The sequence below is a fragment of the Escherichia sp. WS3227_2 genome (assembly GCF_046486495.1).
Classification (GTDB): Bacteria; Pseudomonadota; Gammaproteobacteria; order Enterobacterales; family Enterobacteriaceae; genus Escherichia; species Escherichia coli.
This window is the reverse complement of sequence record NZ_JBJQLG010000020.1, coordinates 13,034-29,775: the sequence shown is the minus strand read 5'-3', so window position 1 is coordinate 29,775 and position 16,742 is coordinate 13,034. Positions and strand designations below refer to the sequence as shown.

Sequence of the window (16,742 nt, the reverse complement as noted above, 5' to 3'; positions counted from 1 at the left end):
ACTAACCCAGCCTGGCCAGGGGAATATCTCGCCATTTAGTTGTATAACACTGACTCAACATTTCCCGTTTCATTTGCCATTCAGGGGCGGTTCCTCGCCCCGCAAACCACACTTTCCCTTTTCCCGACTGGTTCAGTTCATCGAGTGTTTTCATTAACTTTTCACTGTTTTTACGGGGCTGGATTTCATCAAATAATCCCGGCTGCGCTATACCCGATGGTGTGAAATCAGCCAGCATGACTCCTGCCTTCATATAGCGGTACCCTTCACGCCAGACATGGTTTAAGGCTCTGCATGCGGCGGCAATAATGTCCCGGCTGTCCTGTGTGGGTAATGGAAGCTTTTCCACAGCGGCATTGCTGTAACAGGGTTCTTTTACTGCAAAGGGGGATGTCCGTACAAATGTCGTCACCTGCCGGCAATACTGACGCTCCCCACGTAGTTTCTCTGCGGCCCGCTCTGCATACTGAACAACAGCCTGGTGCATGGCATCTTTGTCTGTGATTCGTTCACCAAAACTGCGACTACAGACAATCTGCTGTTTTGCCGGTGGTGCTTCTTCCAGGGATATGCAGGACTCGCCGTTGAGTTCGCGTACCGTACGCTCAAGAATGACGCTGAAGTTTTTCCGGATGAATGCCGTGTTAGCCTGCGCCAGCTGCAGTGCTGTGTTAATACCCAGCGCATTCAGCTTTTCCGTCAGTCTGCGTCCTACTCCCCAGACCTCACCAACTGGCTGCAGTCCCAGTAGCTTCAAGATCCGATTACGGTTTTCTGCCGTCAGCGCGACCACACCGGAAAACTGTGGCCATTGCTTTGTTGCCCACTGTGCACTTTTAGCCAGCGTTTTTGTAGGCGCAATGCCCACCCCCATGGTGAGTCCTGTCCAGCTCTTTACCTGTTCCCTGAGCTGATGACCAAAAAACTCCGGAGAGATGCAATGATTTATCCCACGCAAATCAATAAACATTTCATCAATTGAGTAGGGCTCAACTGCGGGAGAAAGCGACTCCAGAACAGCCATGACCCGTTGGCTCATGCTGTGGTACAGCGCATAATTGCTGGAAAATACATGTATTTTCTTCTCCAGGCGCATCTGTCTCACCTGAAACCAGGGCTGCCCCATTCTGATGCCAAGGGCTTTTGCCTCCGGGCTGCGCGCGATCACACAGCCATCGTTATTGCTGAGTACGATGACCGGTTCGTTGCGAAGGTCCGGGCGGAAAACTTTTTCACATGAGGCGTAGAAACTGTTGATATCAGCCAGTGCAAACATCAGCGTAACTCCCGCGTCCTGTGTATCACGTGAGTGACAACACCAAAAATACAGATGTTTTCCGGATACAGTGTGCGGAATTCCGGGCTGTCTGAAACCGGCTCCAGTGCCGGGCGTGGGCGCAACAGCAGTCGTTTGACGGTGAACTCACCGTCGATCTCAGCGATAACGATGTCCCCGTGTTGTGGTTTTTCGGCCCTGTCCACTACCAGCAGATCACCATTCTGCACGCCAGCCTGGTTCATCGATTCACCGCTGGCGCGCAGAAAGAAGGTGGCTGCAGGTCTGCTGATGCAATAGCTGTTCAGATCCAGTTCCTGCTCAGCATAATCAGTGGCAGGCGAAGGAAAACCGGCCTGGCAACGATCGGCAAACAACGGGCGCACGTAACTGTCATCGCCTGAAGGGTCAGCCGGACGGTGATAAACGGTACTCATGCTGCAGGCAGCCAGCTGTCGTCCTGCCAGATTTCTTCCAGCAGAGACAGGATACGTTCTTTATCCTTGTCGTTGCGGGCTCCTGTGACAGATACAGACGGGGCGCTGCCCTGGTCTATACGCAGCCAGATTTCCGGGTAGTGTGGTTTCAGACGTTGTTCGATTTCATTCTGTAGCGCCTGAAGTGTGCCTGATTTGAGGTTTTTTGTGCTCTGGCGGTCGAAAAGAATTTCAATGCGGATCATGTTCTCATCTCCCTTTTCTGTTGCTGTATGCATATACAGTATTCTAATAACTGAATCCACACACAGTCAAATGTCATTATTGTGACTAAAAAGCGCTCAATTCTCTGAGTGTGTGGCTGTATGCCTGCTGTGGGCTGCTGTGTCCAGCTTATCCACAGCATTTTGTGCACGGTTCTGTGGACAAAATACCTGGTTACCCAGGCCGTGCCGGCACGTTAACCGGGCTGCATCCGATGCAAGTGTGTCGCTGTCGCCGGCCTCCTCACCCGGTCACGTTTCGTCGTTCCTCCTCCACGCGCTGCGGCTTCGGGGCCGCACCTGCATTCGTATGCGGTCGCCCGGTAACAGGTGCGGCACGGCCTGATGGAGGCCGCATGTGAGAGGAGAATTCCCATGCCAAACTGGTGCTCGAATCGTATGTATTTTTCTGGTGAACCGGCACAGATCGCTGAGATTAAACGACTGGCCAGCGGCGCAGTCACACCGTTTTATCGCCGCGCCACAAATGAAGGTATTCAGCTGTTTCTGGCCGGAAGTGCCGGACTTCTGCAGACCACTGAAGATGTGCAGTTTGAACCGTGCCCCGGACTGACGGCTGCCGGACGTGGTGTTGTATCGCCGGAGAATATCGCGTTCACACGCTGGCTGACACACCTGCAGAACGGTGTGCTACTGGATGAACAAAACTGCCTGATGCTGCATGAACTCTGGCTGCAGAGCGGTACTGAACAGCGTCGCTGGGAAGGATTACCGGACGATGTCAGGGATACCATCACCGCACTTTTCACCGCAAAGAGAGGTGACTGGTGTGGCTTCTGGAGTAACGAGGATGTATCGGTGTGGTGGAACCGTCTGTGTGACAACGTACTGCCGGAAAAAACCATGCCGTTTGACCTGCTGACGGTTTTGCCGACCCGCCTGGATATTGAAGTGAATGGCTTTAACGGCGGTGTTCTGAACGGTGTTCCTTCTGCATATCACTGGTATACAGAACGGTATGGCGTGAAGTGGCCTTGTGGGTATGACCTGAATATCAGCAGTCAGGGGGAAAACTTCATTCAGGTAGATTTCGACACGCCGTGGTGTCAGCCGGAGAGCGACGTTGTTGCAGAATTAAGCCGCCTTTTCGGCTGCACGCTGGAGCACTGGTACGCCGAACAGGGCTGTGATTTCTGTGGCTGGCAGTTGTATGAGCGCGGAGAGCTTGTTGATGTGCTGTGGGGGGAACTGGAATGGTCTTCCCCGACAGATGACGATGAGCTGCCGGAAGTCACCGGACCTGCGTGGATAGTCGACAATGTGGCGCATTATGGCGGATGAAGTATGACGGAGACGGGCGGGAAACCGCCCGCTTCTTTTCCGACAAAGGATGTCGCCGTGCTCCTCTTTTTACTGCGCCGGCTGACGCGGCGCGGCATAAACGCTGCCTGTGGTCAGTGTCCCGCGTCCGGCGGGCACGGGACGGGCGCTTTTACCGCTCCCGGCTGGCGTCGATGACAGTGTACGCCAGCCTGTCGCCCTTTTCTGATGAACGCCCTTCAAGCCGCTTTCGCGGCATATTCTCGCCGTCAAAAAGACGACGGCTGCGATATTCCACGGTCGGCCTGACCCGTTACCGGACGCGGTGAACAGCCCACAGGCAGCGGGGAACGGGCACCACAGGGGTGCCCTCCCGGTGCCCTCTGTAAGAGAAGGAGTTTCGTATGTCCCGTTTTGTCCTTGGTAACTGCATCGATGTTATGACGCGTATCCCTGATAACGCCATTGATTTCATATTAACTGACCCGCCATATCTCGTCGGTTTTCGTGACCGTTCCGGGCGCACCATCGCCGGCGATAAAACCGATGAATGGCTGCAACCGGCCTGTAATGAAATGTACCGCGTACTCAAAAAAGACGCGCTGATGGTGAGCTTCTACGGCTGGAACCGCGTCGATCGCTTTATGGCCGCCTGGAAAAATGCGGGATTCAGCGTGGTCGGACACCTGGTGTTTACCAAAAACTACACATCGAAGGCCGCATATGTGGGCTATCGCCACGAATGCGCCTACATCCTGGCAAAAGGCCGTCCACGTCTGCCACAAAACCCGCTGCCGGACGTGCTGGGCTGGAAATATTCGGGCAACCGTCATCACCCGACGGAAAAGCCCGTTACCAGCCTGCAACCGCTGATTGAGAGCTTCACACACCCGAACGCGATTGTGCTGGACCCGTTTGCAGGCAGCGGCTCAACCTGCGTCGCCGCCCTCCAGTCCGGACGCCGGTATATCGGTATCGAGCTGCTTGAGCAGTATCACCGTGCCGGACAGCAACGTCTGGCTGCCGTACAGCGGGCCATGCAGCAGGGGGCCGCGAATGATGACTGGTTTATGCCGGAGGCTGCGTAAATGAACTATGCCGGACATGAAAAACTTCGCGCCGAAGTGGCGGAGGTGGCCAATGCCATGTGCGACCTGCGTACAACCATGAATGAGATGGAGCGGCGGTACAGCTTTAATGCTGACACCCTGCCGGAACGTCTGGTGCGTCAGACGTTGTTTCGCGCAAACCGCCTCCTGATGGAGGCATATACCGAAATTCTGGAACTGGATTCCTGCTTCAAAGATTGAGGGGAGAGAGTATGTACGGAACATGCGAAATACTCTGCCGGGAGCTGGCAGCAAAGTATCAGGGAGACACGCCGCTGATGCTGGTTGTCTGGTCCCCTGAAGAGATTCAGGCCCTCGCTGACGGAATGGATATTTCCCTGTCCGATCATGAAATCAGGACCGTCCTGGCGCGCCTGGAGGACATCCCGGAAGACCAGCGGATTGAGTCCGGTATTTCTTCCGGCGTGGCGATGGAGATCATCAATAACGTGAGAGAAAACCGCCAGGTGACCGTCCCTGCTGAACTGCTGGCGTCCCTGATTCAGACCGCTGAACAGGCACTGTGGAAACGTGAGTGGGCCGCCCGTGATAACGACCTCGCCGTCCCGGAATGCGTCACCCGCCGACAGGCGGTGGTTAATCAGGCCCGCGCCCTGCTGAAAAACAACACACGCGAAACCGACTGATGTTATCGCCGCCTCCGGGCGGCGATTCAGGGAGACCATGAATCATGAACGAAACGCTGAATGCACTGATTTGTCGCCACGCCCGTAACCTGCTGCTGGCGCAGGGCTGGCCGGAAGAGACGGATGTTGACCAGCGAAATCCGAACTATCCGGGCTGGATCAGCATTTACGTGCGGCTGGATGCGCCCCGGCTGGCGACGTTACTCGTTAACCGCCACGATGGCGTGCTGCCGCCGCACCTGGCCTCCGCCATTCAGAAACTGACCGGAACCGGGGCGGAACTGGTACTGTCCGGCAGTCAGTGGCAGTCGCTGCCGGTACTTCCGGCAGACGGAACACAGGTGTCTTTTCCGTATGCCGGTGAGTGGCTGGCAGAGGACGAAATCAGGGCAGTTCTTGATGCGGTACGCGATGCAGTACGCTGTGTCAGTTACCAGGTGGCAGAAGATACGCGGCGTATCCGGGCGGCGCTGACCACAACCGGTCAGACGTTACTGACCCGCCAGACGCGCCGCTTTCGCCTGGTCGTGAAGGAAAGCGATTACCCCTGCTGGCTTGATGAAGATGACGAAAACCTGCCCGTGGTGCTCGATGCCATCCTGAACCGGGGCGCACGTTTTTCGGCGGTGGAAATGTATCTGGTCAGCGATTGTATTGAGCATATCCTGTCCAGTGGGCTGGCCTGCGATGTGCTGCGTATACCGGATGAACCGCCCCGCCGGTGGTTTGACCGTTGTGTTCTGCGGGAAGTTGTCCGGGAAGCCCGGGCCGAAATCCGTAGCGTGGCGGATGCCCTGGCAAAAATCAGGGGCTGATGATGGCGGGGAAAATCCCCGCCTTTTTCCTGCCGGTCCCGGACAGAGCACAAAGGAAGTCGCCGCCGGCTCCGCTTTACCCGGCCATGCGGGGCATGGCCTTGTGGGTTTTCAGTTATGTGGCCGCCGTGTCGTGTGCGGGCTGTGCCGTGCCTCCATCTTAGCCGGGCTGGCGGGGATGCAAGGGTAAAATGAACGCGGCGGTCACCCGGTCCCTCCTTCCCGTCTGCCGTGATTTTCCGGTCGTTCACCCGCTCAGATTTCGCGGTCTCACCCTGCAACTCCCGTCAGCCGTGTGCGTCAGGCTGCGGCTTCCCTTGCGCCCCTGCATCCCCGCCTGTTCGCCCGGCTTTTATGGAGGCACGGCACCGCCCGGTGTCGCGGAATATGTGAACAACGGAGGAAAACATCATGCAATATGCGAAACCTGTCACTCTGAATGTTGAAGAGTGCGACCGTCTCTCCTTTCTGCCGTATCTGTTTGGCAACGATTTTCTGTATGCCGAGGCGTATGTGTACGCGCTGGCGCAAAAAATGATGCCGGAATATCAGGGAGGCTTCTGGCACTTCATCCGCCTGCCGGACGGTGGCGGTTACATGATGCCGGATGGCGACCGTTTCCACATGGTGAACGGTGCAAACTGGTTTGACCGTACCGTGAGTGCTGATGCCGCAGGCATCATCCTGACCTCCCTTGTGATTAACCGCCAGTTGTGGCTGTACCACGACAGCGGGGATGCAGGACTGACCCAGCTTTACCGGATGCGCGATGCGCAGTTGTGGCGTCACATCGAATTTCACCCCGAATGCAACGCGATTTACGCGGCTCTGGACTGATTAACGGACGGGGCGGCAATGCCGCCCCTGTAAAGGAGACGAGAACATGTACTGTACTGTTAAAGAAATTATCCGCGAAGTGCTGGATACAGACGTGCCGGACAGTGAATGCGTTTTTGCCGTGGTGCTGACCCGTGGGGATGTGCGTCACATAGCCCAGGACTGGAGTCTGACAGACGATGAGCTGGAAACCGTCATGCAGCGGCTGGACGATGCCTTTGAGCATGGTGCGGATGTCAGCGTTGTTCACGACGTTGTTCGTGAACTGATGGAAGAAAAGCGCGCCAGCCGTCAGGTGACAGTCCCGGCGGTGATGCTGGAAAAAGTGTTGGCGCTGGCAGGCAGTGAAATGAAGCGCCTGTATGCCGTCGGGAGTGAGAACGGGGGCGACGGTGATGCGTTCGTCAGGGAAGAACGCGAAGCAATGGACGTTGTGTTACAGGCGCTGGACGGGGAGCACATGTCATGAATATCAGCACAGAAACCCGCGAAATTCTGCGCAATTACAAAGCCGTGATTAATGCGCGGCGTCGTGAAATGGGGCAGAAACCGCTCACCACTGCGCAGATTGTTGATGAAATCTGCGATTTTGTGGCGAATCAGCAGGCGGTTTTCCTCGGTGGTCACTATATCCTTCAGGGCAGCAGAAACAGGTGATACAGGGCAGGCGGTGGAGGCCGCCTGTCAGCCCGCGCGAAAACCCCTGGCAGGCTGACGCCTGCCGGAAATGCGGGGTGCAGCGCCTGCGGCGCTGCCGGCCCGGCTTTCCGGTCAGAAGGTAGTGTATGGCTGTATGCAGGGAACAGGTGTGATATTCCGTGACACTGTCACCGTTTCTGGCTGTCTTTTATTGCGCCCACTTCGGCTCCCGGCTGCCTGGCGGCATCCGGTCGTCAGGCCCGACTCCGACAGGCAGCTGCTGGCGCACCCGCCAGTCTCCGCCGAACCCGCTGGCGCGGTTTCGGGCTGCCGCTACGGTCCGATGCGTGAAAACCCGGCTTGCAGCGACCGTTCCGGTCGCGCCGCCCCTGTCGCGCCGTGACCTGCGCTCCCTGCACACCTGACGGTGTGTGAGGAAACTGCGCCTGATGGCGCAGCAGTCCTCCCTCCTGCCGCCACCCCTGCGGCCTGTTTCCCGCTGTGGACTTTCCGGGGGGCAGACGTAACCCCCTCCCGTTCCATCTGTCCAGGGTGAGATGCACCGGCCACAAAATTTTTAGCCATGAACCCGGCTAAAAATTTTGCGTCCGCCCCCGGACAGCTGTCCCGTGAGGCGGTAAACGGGCCCCCATCGGAAAGGTCCACTGCGGGGAGAAACCCCTGTGAAGTGGACGGCAGGAGGAGCTTTCGCTCCTCTGAAGGGGCACATGAACGTCCCGTCTCCGGTATCCGGTTTATCTCACATCTTTCAGTCAGGAGGTTCTTATGAGTGCACGTGGTATCAACAAGGTCATCCTCGTCGGGCGTCTGGGCAATGATCCGGAAGTCCGTTACATCCCCAACGGGGGCGCAGTGGCAAACCTGCAGGTGGCCACATCAGAAAGCTGGCGTGACAAACAGACGGGGGAGATGCGGGAGCAGACGGAATGGCACCGCGTGGTGCTGTTCGGCAAGCTCGCGGAAGTGGCAGGTGAATATCTGCGCAAGGGTGCGCAGGTCTACATCGAAGGTCAGCTTCGCACCCGTAGCTGGGAAGATAACGGTATCACCCGTTACGTCACTGAAATTCTTGTTAAGACCACGGGCACCGTGCAGATGCTGGGACGTGCACCACAGCAGAACGCTCAGGCGCAACCGAAGCCTCAGCAGAATGGGCAGCCACAGAGTGCTGACGCGACGAAAAAAGGTGGCGCGAAAACGAAAGGCCGTGGACGTAAGGCCGCGCAGCCAGAGCCTCAGCCGCAACCGCCGGAGGGGGAGGATTACGGGTTTTCAGACGACATCCCGTTCTGATCGGGCTGACTGTGACAACCGCCCCGCCCTGTGCGGGGCATCACCGGAGATATGAGGATGAGCGAATATTTCAGAATACTTCAGGGACTGCCGGACGGCTCCTTTACCCGCGAACAGGCGGAAGCCGTTGCCGCACAGTACCAGAACGTCTTTATCGAGGATGATCAGGGAACGCATTTTCGCCTGGTTGTCCGTCAGGATGGCACGTTGATCTGGCGCTCCTGGAATTTTGAGGACTGTGCCGGGTACTGGATGAACCAGTACATCAGGGATTTCGGGATTCTTAAGTAAGAGAGGTGCCGGACGCGCGAACGTCCGGCAGGACATAAGCAATTATAAGGGGATGATTATGCCTGTAACGAAGTGTGAACCAGAAACCACCCGCAAAGCAAGCCGTAAATCTGCAAAAACGCAGGAAACTGTCCTGTCTGCCCTGCTGGCGCAGACGGAGGAAGTGAGCGTGCCGCTGGCCTCGCTGATTAAATCACCGCTGAATGTGCGCACGGTGCCGTATTCTGCGGAGTCCGTCAGCGAACTGGCGGAGTCCATTAAGGGCGTTGGCCTGTTGCAGAATCTGGTCGTGCATACCCTGCCTGGTGACCGTTACGGTGTCGCCGCAGGTGGTCGCCGACTGGCTGCACTCAACATGCTGGCAGAGCGTGGCATCATTCCGGCTGACTGGCCTGTCCGTGTGAAGGTCATTCCGCAGGAGCTGGCGACGGCGGCATCAATGACTGAAAACGGTCATCGTCGGGATATGCACCCTGCTGAACAGATTGCCGGATTCCGCGCAATGGCGCAGGAAGGCAAAACACCTGCACAAATCGGTGATTTGCTGGGCTATTCACCCCGCCACGTTCAGCGAATGCTGAAACTGGCTGACCTTGCGCCTGTCATCCTCGATGCGCTGGCAGAAGACCGCATCACCACCGAACACTGTCAGGCGCTGGCGCTGGAGAACGACACCGCGCGTCAGGTGCAGGTGTTTGAAGCTGCCTGTCAGTCGGGATGGGGCGGTAAACCGGATGTGCGGGTTATCCGCAATCTGATTACGGAAAGTGAAGTGGCGGTGGCGGGGAACAGTAAATTCCGCTTCGTGGGGGCTGATGCCTTCTCGCCAGACGAACTGCGCACCGATTTGTTCAGCGACGACGAGGGTGGCTATGTGGACTGCGTGGCGCTCGATGCCGCCCTGCTGGAAAAACTCCAGGCTGTCGCAGAGTTCCTTCGGGAAGCCGAAGGCTGGGAATGGTGCGCCGGACGCATGGAGCCTGTCGGTGAGTGCCGTGAGGATGCCGGAACATACCGCTGTCTGCCGGAGCCGGAAGCGGTGCTGACCGAGGCGGAAGAAGAACGTCTGAACGAACTGATGGCACGTTACGACGCGCTGGAAAACCAGTGTGAGGAATCTGACCTGCTGGAAGCAGAAATGAAGCTGATGCGCTGCATGGCGAAGGTCAGAGCGTGGACGCCGGAGATGCGTGCCGAAGGTGGAGTGGTGGTGTCCTGGCGTTATGGAAACGTATGTGTCCAGCGTGGTGTGCAGTTACGCAGTGAGGATGATGCGGCTGACGACGCTGACCGCACGGAACAGGTGCAGGAAAAAGCGTCAGTGGAGGAAATCAGTCTGCCACTGCTGACGAAAATGTCTTCCGAACGCACGCTGGCAGTCCAGGCAGCACTGATGCAGCAACCGGACAAATCTCTGGCACTGTTGGCATGGACGCTCTGCCTGAATGTGTTTGACAGCGGAGCGTACAGTAAACCAGCACAAATCAGCCTGGAATGTAAACATTATTCGCTGACCAGCGATGCGCCGTCAGGGAAGGAAGGTGCCGCATTCCTGGCGCTGATGGCAGAAAAAGCCCGTCTTGCGGCCCTGTTACCGGAGGGATGGTCACGGGACATGACGACGTTCCTGTCACTCAGTCAGGAGGTGCTGTTATCCCTGCTCAGTTTCTGCACCGCATGCAGCCTTAACGGTGTCCAGACCCGCGAGTGTGGTCGCACGTCACGCAGTCCGCTTGACTCACTGGAGAGCGCCATCGGTTTTCACATGCGCGACTGGTGGCAGCCGACGAAAGCAAACTTCTTCGGACACCTGAAAAAGCCGCAGATTATCGCAGCCCTGAATGATGCCGGACTGTCCGGTGCCGCACGGGACGCAGAGAAGATGAAGAAAGGCGATGCCGCTGAACATGCAGAGTTCCATATGAAAGACAACCGCTGGGTGCCTGGCTGGATGTGTTCACCACGTCCACAGACGGATGCCACTGAACGCGCCGATAACCTGGCTGATGCCGCCTGATGAACAACCACACCGCCCCGCCGGAGACGGGGCGGCAGAGGGAGAAATATGATGATGAATACCGAACTGACACTGAATGCCCTGCAGTCCATGAATGCCCAGGAATATGAAGAAATCCGTGCTGCGGGAAGCGATATGCGCCGTAATCTCACTCACGAGGTGATGCGTGAAGTGGACGCACCGGCTAACTGGATGATGAATGGCGAGTATGGCAGTGAGTTCGGGGGCTTTTTCCCCGTCCAGGTTCGTTTCACGCCAGCCCACGAACGTTTCCACCTGGCATTATGTTCGCCGGGAGACGTCTCTCAGCTCTGGATGCTGGTTCTGGTGAATTGTGGTGGACAGCCTTTCGCCGTCGTTCAGGTGCAACATATCTTCACGCCTGTCGCTATCAGTCACACGCTGGCGCTTGCCGCGACACTTGATGCGCAGGGGTACAGTGTTAACGACATCATCCATATCCTGATGGCAGAAGGAGGTCAGGCATGAGCGCACGTTCACGGGCACTGATCCCCCTCAGCGCAGAGCAACAGGCCGCCATGCAGGCTGTGGCTGTCACCGAACAACGTCGTCGTCAGGGACGCACACTTTCAGCATGGCCTTATGCCAGCGCTTTCTTTCGCTGCCTGAATGGCAGTCGCCGGATTTCGCTGACCGATCTCCGCTTTTTTGCTCCTGCGCTGACGAAGGAGGAATTTCATGGCAACCGTCTCCTGTGGCTGGCTGCCGTGGATAAACTGATTGAAAGTTTTGGTGAAGTCTGTGTTCTTCCCCTGCCATCCGATGCGGGGCATCGTCTGTTCCCGTCCGTTCCTTTTCGTGAAGGTGAGCGGCGTCGTCAGAAAACCACGCTGACAGAGCAGAAATACAGCCGCCAGCGGGAACGTGAGGCAGAACGACGGGAACTGGAATACCAGACATGTTTTGCTCAGGCGCAGATTGACCTTGCGTTTCATACTCCCGCCACGGTCGGAAGCTGGTTGTCCCGCTGGTCTGGTGTTGTTGAGGAGCATGATCTGGAAACGATTTTCTGGGGGTGGTGCGGGCGTTTTCCATCACTGTCATCATTTGACCGGTTTTTCTGGCAGGAGGAACCACTCTGGCGGCTGATTTTTGAAGCCGGTGAGGCCGGTCGTGGTGCACCGGTACAGGTACGTGCACTTGAGCAGTGGATGATCCCGAACAAGCTGGAGAACGCAATATGATGAAATCAGACGAACAATATCAGGTTCCCGTGTGGATGCGACCTCTGTTGCCGTTGCTCTGCAATACCGGTGGTAATGATCCGGAGGAACTGCTGAATGATACAGAAACCACCGCCAGTGCGAATATTGTCCGTTATGTACTGATAGTTGCAGTGCGGTCGCAGATTGATCTGCTGCAGCTACTGTACAGGAAAGGACTGTTGCGCACAGAGATACCAGGTGGCTTTTCACCGGAAGAAGCGCAGGAACTCCTGGATAATCTGGTGCGCAGCCATATCAGCAAGGCGTTGTCGGGTGAGCGAATGGCAGCCCGTGACAGAAATGCCGATCTGACCTGGATTCGCCAGCAACTGGTCGATGCCGCCTGGTTTGTCCGTGCCACACTGGAAGCGCATGGGATGGGCGTCGGAAATGAGAGTCCCTCTGCTCCGCCGGAGACAATGCCGGACATACAGACACGGGAACTGGTTATGTTGATCAAGCGACTGGCATCATCGCTGAAAGCGGTGAAACCCGACAGTAGCGTGGTGCGTGAAGCGCAGGACTGGCTGTGCGACAGAAAACTTGTGGATATCACAGATATTCTCCGGTGAACCAGACATGTATATTTTACGCAGGGACACGCCGATCATGATCGTTTCATATCAGGGGTGGTCTGGAGGTCATGCGGCGTGTCCTCTGCACTCGCCGGAATAAGGAAGTCGCCGGCGGCTCCGCTTTTACCCGGCCATGCGGGGCATGGCCTTGTGGGTTTTCAGCTCTGTGGCCTCAGCGTCGTGTGCGGGCTGTGCCGTGCCTCCATCTTAGCCGGGCTGGCAGGGATGCAAGGGTACGCTTCGCCGCTGCGGTCACCCGGTCCCTCCTTCCCGTCTGCCGTGATTTTCCGGTCGTTCACCCGCTCAGATTTCGCGGTCTCACCCTCCAACTCCCGCCAGCCGTGTGCGTCAGGCTGCGGCTTCCCTTGCGCCCTGTGCATCCCCGCCTTATCGCCCGGCTTTTATGGAGGCACGGCACCGCCCGGTGTCGCAGAACATGTGACTATGGAGGATTCGGGAATGTCTGTTGTTGCACCTGCTGTATACGTTGGAACCTGGCACAAATACAACTGTGGAAGCATCGCTGGCCGCTGGTTTGACCTGGCCACGTTTGATGATGAACGCGACTTTTTCGCCGCCTGCCGCTCTCTTCACCAGGATGAAGCCGATCCTGAACTGATGTTTCAGGATTATGAGGGATTCCCGGGGAATATGGCCTCAGAATGCCATATCAACTGGGCCTATGTTGAAGGCTTCCGCCAGGCGCGGGATGAAGGCTGCGAAGAGGCTTATCGTCTCTGGGTGGATGATACCGGTGAGACGGATTTTGACACCTTCCGCGATGCCTGGTGGGGCGAGGCTGACAGTGAGGAGGCTTTTGCGGTTGAGTTCGCCAGTGATACCGGCCTGCTGGCTGACGTGCCGGAGACGGTGGCGCTCTATTTTGACTATGAGGCGTATGCGCGGGATTTATTCCTGGACTCCTTCACCTTTATTGACGGTCATGTGTTCCGTCGGTGATTTACTCCCCCGCTCCGGCGGGGGTATGGCCTGCCAGGCCGCCGGAAAACCCTGGCAGGCTTACGCCTGCCTGAAATGCAGGAGGGCCGCGCCTGCGGCGCTGCCCTTCCTGCCCGTCATGGTGTGAGGCATTTTTCTGTTATGTCGTTTCTGTTGTTCTGATTTCCGGAGGCGGGGACACCTTCGGCTCCCGGCTGCCTGGCGGCATCCGGTCGTCAGGCCCGACTCCGACAGGCAGCTGCTGGCGCACCCGCCAGTCTCCGCCGAACCCGCTGGCGCGGTTTCGGGCTGCCGCTACGGTCCGATGTCTGAAAAACCAGGCTTGCAGCGACCGTTCCGGTCGCGCCGCCCCTGTCGCGCCGGAAACGGCGCTCCCTGCACACCTTACGGTGTGTAAGGCAACTGCGCCTGATGGCGCAGTCAACCCTTCCGCCGCCACCCCTGCGGCCTGTTTCCCGCTGTGGACTTTCCGGGGGCTGGAGTAACCACATCCCGTTTCAGCAGTCCAGGGGAAGATATACCGTCCACAAAATTTTTAGCCATAAACCCGGCAAAAAATTTTGCGTCCGCCCCCGGACAGCTGCCCCGTGACGTGGTGACGGACGCCCCATCGGAAAGGTCCACTGCGGGGAGAAACCCCGAAGAAGTGGACGGCAGAAGGGGCTTTCGCCCCTCCGGGGAGCAACCGGTCGGCCCGGCGACCTGATTCAGCAGAAGGAGATGTTTTCATGACAGTCAGCAGCACGATTTCCGTTTTTTGCCGCGACGGGGTGTTCCGTACCGTTTACTGCCACCTGCACGGGGAGCCGACCTGGAACGGTCGCATCCTGCATACTCACTATGCCACCGGTCAGCAGGCCGAAGCCCTGGTTGAACACGGTGATATCCGTTGCCTCGGTCCCCGTTGTGACAAACCCGCCGGGCATACGCTTCAGAACCCGGTGGACGGTGTGACGGCTTATTACGGACGTGACAGTGGTTTCCGGATGGACAGTGAGGCGCGTGAGTACCGTTCTTTCAGGGAGGCTATTGCCACTGAAAGCACTGAAGAGGTGCGCTTCCATTATGTGTTCATCGACGGCTACTGGAAGGTGATGTACCGCACGCCGGAAGGCTGGAAGATGAAAGCGCTCGCGCTGGCACTGCGTCGCTGTCCGAAATGAAAAAAAGGCAGGGCGATAAACCCTGCCTCTCTCCGCCGTTACTTCCCCGCCAGGAAGAGCGGCAGTCATCAACAACATAAGGAGTAATATTGTGAGACCATCAATTATCTTCGCAACCGCCGAGTATGTAAAGCGTCTGCGTGAAGAGTGCCTGCGGGAGAATAAACCCCTGCACCGCCATACCCGCTTCAGACGTCAGGAGCTGGCACAGGATGAGATTAACCCGGACGTCCTGGCGATGAGCGGCCATATCGCCAGACGCTGCAGTGAGCAGAAGCGGGTGCGTATCCCCGCTATGAAAGTCAGCGAATGGGGCCACCTGCTCCGCGCGCTTGAAATTGAGCGGGTCTGCCACTGATTAACCCTTGCCGTCTGCCTGTGCAGGCGGCAGGATACGTTCAGACATCTCACCAGGAGGAACCGTGAGTAAGAAGAAAAACACCACAACGCCCACGCCGCATGATGCCGCGTTCCGGTCGTTCCTGGCGAATCCCGACGTCGCCAGAGATTTTCTGGAACTGCATCTTCCTGCGGAGTACCGGCAGTTGTGCGACCTGTCCACGCTGAAGCTGGAACCCGCCACCTTTGTTGAGCCGGACCTGCATCAGTACGCCAGCGATATCCTCTGGAGCGTGAAAACCACCGGGGGTGAAGATGGTTATGTTTATACGCTCATCGAGCACCAGAGCACCGAAAATCTGTACATGCCTTTTCGCATGTTACGCTACAGTGTGGCGGCGATGCAGAGACATCTGGAGCAGCACAAAACGTTGCCACTGGTCATTCCGGTGCTGTTCTATCACGGTGAGCGCAGCCCGTACCCGTACAGCATGAACTGGCTGGACTGTTTTGAGAATCCGGCGCTTGCGGCTAAAATATACACAAAGCCGTTTCCGCTGGTTGATATCACTGTCGTTGATGACAATGAAATCATGAACCATCGCCGGATGGCCGCACTGACGCTGCTGATGAAGCATATCCGTCAGCGGGATATGCTGATGTGTCTGGACAACCTGGTCAGAGCACTGCAGGACATCCAGGATGAAGAGCAGATTACAGTTCTTTTCAACTATCTGCTTAATGGCAGCGAACATGTAACGGTTGAATTTTTGCAGACGCTGGCGCAGCGACTGCCGCAGCACGAGGACAGCATTATGACACTGGCAGAACGTCTTAAGCAGGAAGGTATCCAGCAAGGTATCCAGCAGGGTATCCAGCAGGGTATCCAGCAGGGAGTTCAGCAGGGGGCGCTTCAAAAAGCACGGGAAATCGCCCGGGAGCTCCGGAACGCGGGAATGCCGGCAGCACAAATCTGTCAGCTGACCGGACTTTCTGAAGCTGAACTGAAGAACATCACTCACTGATGAGAGCCAAAAGGCCCGGCAAAATGCCGGGCCTTTTGCCAGCAGGAGCAGAGAAAACAGTATGACGATTGCAGAACGTCTTATACAGAAAGGTTTTGAAAAAGGTGCTCTTGAAGTGGCGCGGGAAATAGCCTGCCGGCTTCGGGATATGGGCTGGACGCCGGAACGGATTCAGGAGGCCACGGGACTTTCCGGTGAAGAACTGAAAAAACTGTTTCCTGATGAGCAGTAGCCTGGCATTCTGCCAGGCTGTGAACCACGCTCACACATCCTCTGCCGTTTCCCCCAGTTCATTTTCCAGACGCCTGATGATATCTGCCTTGCGCATCCCCTGCATGTGAGGCAGCAGGTCACGGACTGAAAGTGCCTGGGTGGTCCTCCAGACGGTGACATCCACCTGTTCCGCATTTTCCCAGGCGTGCCATGTTCTCTGTGTCACGCCAAATTCTCTGGCCGCTTTTTCGCGTGACCAGAGCATGCTTTTTCGCCAGATTCGCAGTTCCCAGCCGGTCATAAAACACCTTTGAA

General features: G+C 57.1%; 24 protein-coding genes and 1 pseudogene. 21 read left to right on the top strand and 4 right to left on the bottom strand.

Annotated features, from left to right (window positions below; translation table 11 throughout):
• Window position 1: 1 nt before the first annotated feature.
• Genes ACJHXB_RS21935 through ACJHXB_RS21925 form a run of 3 tightly spaced genes read right to left on the bottom strand, consistent with a single transcriptional unit; the run spans window position 2 to window position 1,958 of the window.
• Entirely contained in the window at window positions 2-1,276 is a 1,275-nt protein-coding gene (locus tag ACJHXB_RS21935; protein ID WP_000457498.1) for a Y-family DNA polymerase, read from the bottom strand.
• Window positions 1,276-1,713, bottom strand: a complete 438-nt coding sequence (gene umuD, locus ACJHXB_RS21930) for a translesion error-prone DNA polymerase V autoproteolytic subunit (protein WP_000109071.1) — start codon at window positions 1,711-1,713, stop codon at window positions 1,276-1,278. Before umuD ends, ACJHXB_RS21935 begins: the two co-directional genes overlap by 1 nt.
• Window positions 1,710-1,958: a DinI-like family protein gene (locus ACJHXB_RS21925; RefSeq protein ID WP_000618110.1), complete on the bottom strand. Its 249-nt coding sequence runs from the start codon at window positions 1,956-1,958 to the stop codon at window positions 1,710-1,712. Before ACJHXB_RS21925 ends, umuD begins: the two co-directional genes overlap by 4 nt.
• Before the next feature lie 417 nt (window positions 1,959-2,375).
• Between ACJHXB_RS21925 and ACJHXB_RS21920 the strand changes: the two genes are divergently transcribed.
• The 21 genes and pseudogenes from ACJHXB_RS21920 (at window position 2,376) to ACJHXB_RS21820 (ending at window position 16,446) form a co-directional block, all read left to right on the top strand.
• Complete coding sequence (locus tag ACJHXB_RS21920) at window positions 2,376-3,278, top strand: DUF1281 domain-containing protein (protein WP_023156105.1); 903 nt, start codon at window positions 2,376-2,378, stop codon at window positions 3,276-3,278.
• The gene (locus tag ACJHXB_RS21915) at window positions 3,275-3,586 is read left to right on the top strand and encodes a hypothetical protein (protein WP_032317461.1); all 312 of its coding nucleotides are present in this window, start codon (window positions 3,275-3,277) and stop codon (window positions 3,584-3,586) included. The genes ACJHXB_RS21920 and ACJHXB_RS21915 overlap by 4 nt, the downstream gene beginning before the upstream one ends.
• A 75-nt stretch (window positions 3,587-3,661) precedes the next feature.
• On the top strand, window positions 3,662-4,345 hold the full coding sequence (locus ACJHXB_RS21910) for a DNA methylase (RefSeq protein WP_000086185.1): 684 nt from the start codon (window positions 3,662-3,664) through the stop codon (window positions 4,343-4,345).
• A complete protein-coding gene (locus ACJHXB_RS21905) occupies window positions 4,346-4,567 on the top strand; it encodes a hypothetical protein (RefSeq protein ID WP_001104887.1) in 222 nt (73 codons plus the stop codon).
• Window positions 4,527-5,013: pseudogene (locus ACJHXB_RS21900) on the top strand (DUF1380 family protein). The gene ACJHXB_RS21905 and the pseudogene ACJHXB_RS21900 overlap by 41 nt, the downstream one beginning before the upstream one ends.
• Window positions 5,014-5,057: 44 nt before the next feature.
• Window positions 5,058-5,828 (top strand): hypothetical protein, encoded by a 771-nt coding sequence (locus ACJHXB_RS21895; protein WP_001006225.1) that lies wholly within the window; start codon window positions 5,058-5,060, stop codon window positions 5,826-5,828.
• Window positions 5,829-6,239: 411 nt separating this feature from the next.
• Window positions 6,240-6,665 carry an antirestriction protein gene (locus ACJHXB_RS21890; protein ID WP_001198928.1) on the top strand — a complete coding sequence of 142 codons (426 nt, stop codon included), beginning with the start codon at window positions 6,240-6,242 and terminating at the stop codon, window positions 6,663-6,665.
• Window positions 6,666-6,711: 46 nt separating this feature from the next.
• A complete protein-coding gene (locus ACJHXB_RS21885; protein ID WP_000271744.1) occupies window positions 6,712-7,134 on the top strand; it encodes a DUF1380 family protein in 423 nt (140 codons plus the stop codon).
• Complete coding sequence (locus ACJHXB_RS21880) at window positions 7,131-7,322, top strand: hypothetical protein (protein ID WP_001027495.1); 192 nt, start codon at window positions 7,131-7,133, stop codon at window positions 7,320-7,322. The genes ACJHXB_RS21885 and ACJHXB_RS21880 overlap by 4 nt, the downstream gene beginning before the upstream one ends.
• Before the next feature lie 70 nt (window positions 7,323-7,392).
• On the top strand, window positions 7,393-7,707 hold the full coding sequence (locus ACJHXB_RS21875; protein ID WP_001434357.1) for a hypothetical protein: 315 nt from the start codon (window positions 7,393-7,395) through the stop codon (window positions 7,705-7,707).
• Between the two features lie 383 nt (window positions 7,708-8,090).
• Window positions 8,091-8,618, top strand: a complete 528-nt coding sequence (locus ACJHXB_RS21870; protein ID WP_001276120.1) for a single-stranded DNA-binding protein — start codon at window positions 8,091-8,093, stop codon at window positions 8,616-8,618.
• A 57-nt stretch (window positions 8,619-8,675) separates the two neighbouring features.
• Window positions 8,676-8,909 carry a DUF905 domain-containing protein gene (locus ACJHXB_RS21865; RefSeq protein WP_025769126.1) on the top strand — a complete coding sequence of 78 codons (234 nt, stop codon included), beginning with the start codon at window positions 8,676-8,678 and terminating at the stop codon, window positions 8,907-8,909.
• Between the two features lie 58 nt (window positions 8,910-8,967).
• A complete protein-coding gene (locus ACJHXB_RS21860) occupies window positions 8,968-10,926 on the top strand; it encodes a ParB/RepB/Spo0J family partition protein (RefSeq protein WP_101969592.1) in 1,959 nt (652 codons plus the stop codon).
• A gap of 54 nt (window positions 10,927-10,980) precedes the next feature.
• The gene (psiB, locus tag ACJHXB_RS21855) at window positions 10,981-11,415 is read left to right on the top strand and encodes a conjugation system SOS inhibitor PsiB (protein ID WP_023166801.1); all 435 of its coding nucleotides are present in this window, start codon (window positions 10,981-10,983) and stop codon (window positions 11,413-11,415) included.
• The gene (locus ACJHXB_RS21850) at window positions 11,412-12,131 is read left to right on the top strand and encodes a plasmid SOS inhibition protein A (RefSeq protein ID WP_001276261.1); all 720 of its coding nucleotides are present in this window, start codon (window positions 11,412-11,414) and stop codon (window positions 12,129-12,131) included. The genes psiB and ACJHXB_RS21850 overlap by 4 nt, the downstream gene beginning before the upstream one ends.
• Window positions 12,128-12,724 carry a hypothetical protein gene (locus tag ACJHXB_RS21845; RefSeq protein ID WP_000978012.1) on the top strand — a complete coding sequence of 199 codons (597 nt, stop codon included), beginning with the start codon at window positions 12,128-12,130 and terminating at the stop codon, window positions 12,722-12,724. The genes ACJHXB_RS21850 and ACJHXB_RS21845 overlap by 4 nt, the downstream gene beginning before the upstream one ends.
• A 462-nt stretch (window positions 12,725-13,186) precedes the next feature.
• The gene (locus tag ACJHXB_RS21840) at window positions 13,187-13,687 is read left to right on the top strand and encodes an antirestriction protein ArdA (RefSeq protein WP_000117609.1); all 501 of its coding nucleotides are present in this window, start codon (window positions 13,187-13,189) and stop codon (window positions 13,685-13,687) included.
• A gap of 728 nt (window positions 13,688-14,415) precedes the next feature.
• A complete protein-coding gene (locus ACJHXB_RS21835; protein ID WP_000218863.1) occupies window positions 14,416-14,850 on the top strand; it encodes a hypothetical protein in 435 nt (144 codons plus the stop codon).
• A gap of 91 nt (window positions 14,851-14,941) precedes the next feature.
• Entirely contained in the window at window positions 14,942-15,208 is a 267-nt protein-coding gene (locus ACJHXB_RS21830; protein WP_001247862.1) for a hypothetical protein, read from the top strand.
• A 64-nt stretch (window positions 15,209-15,272) separates the two neighbouring features.
• Window positions 15,273-16,214 carry an Rpn family recombination-promoting nuclease/putative transposase gene (locus ACJHXB_RS21825; protein WP_000038339.1) on the top strand — a complete coding sequence of 314 codons (942 nt, stop codon included), beginning with the start codon at window positions 15,273-15,275 and terminating at the stop codon, window positions 16,212-16,214.
• A 61-nt stretch (window positions 16,215-16,275) separates the two neighbouring features.
• Window positions 16,276-16,446, top strand: a complete 171-nt coding sequence (locus ACJHXB_RS21820) for a hypothetical protein (RefSeq protein ID WP_000150325.1) — start codon at window positions 16,276-16,278, stop codon at window positions 16,444-16,446.
• A 30-nt stretch (window positions 16,447-16,476) separates the two neighbouring features.
• On the opposite strand, the gene ACJHXB_RS21815 is transcribed toward ACJHXB_RS21820, so the two are convergent.
• Entirely contained in the window at window positions 16,477-16,728 is a 252-nt protein-coding gene (locus ACJHXB_RS21815) for a helix-turn-helix transcriptional regulator (protein ID WP_000148285.1), read from the bottom strand.
• Window positions 16,729-16,742: the final 14 nt, after the last annotated feature.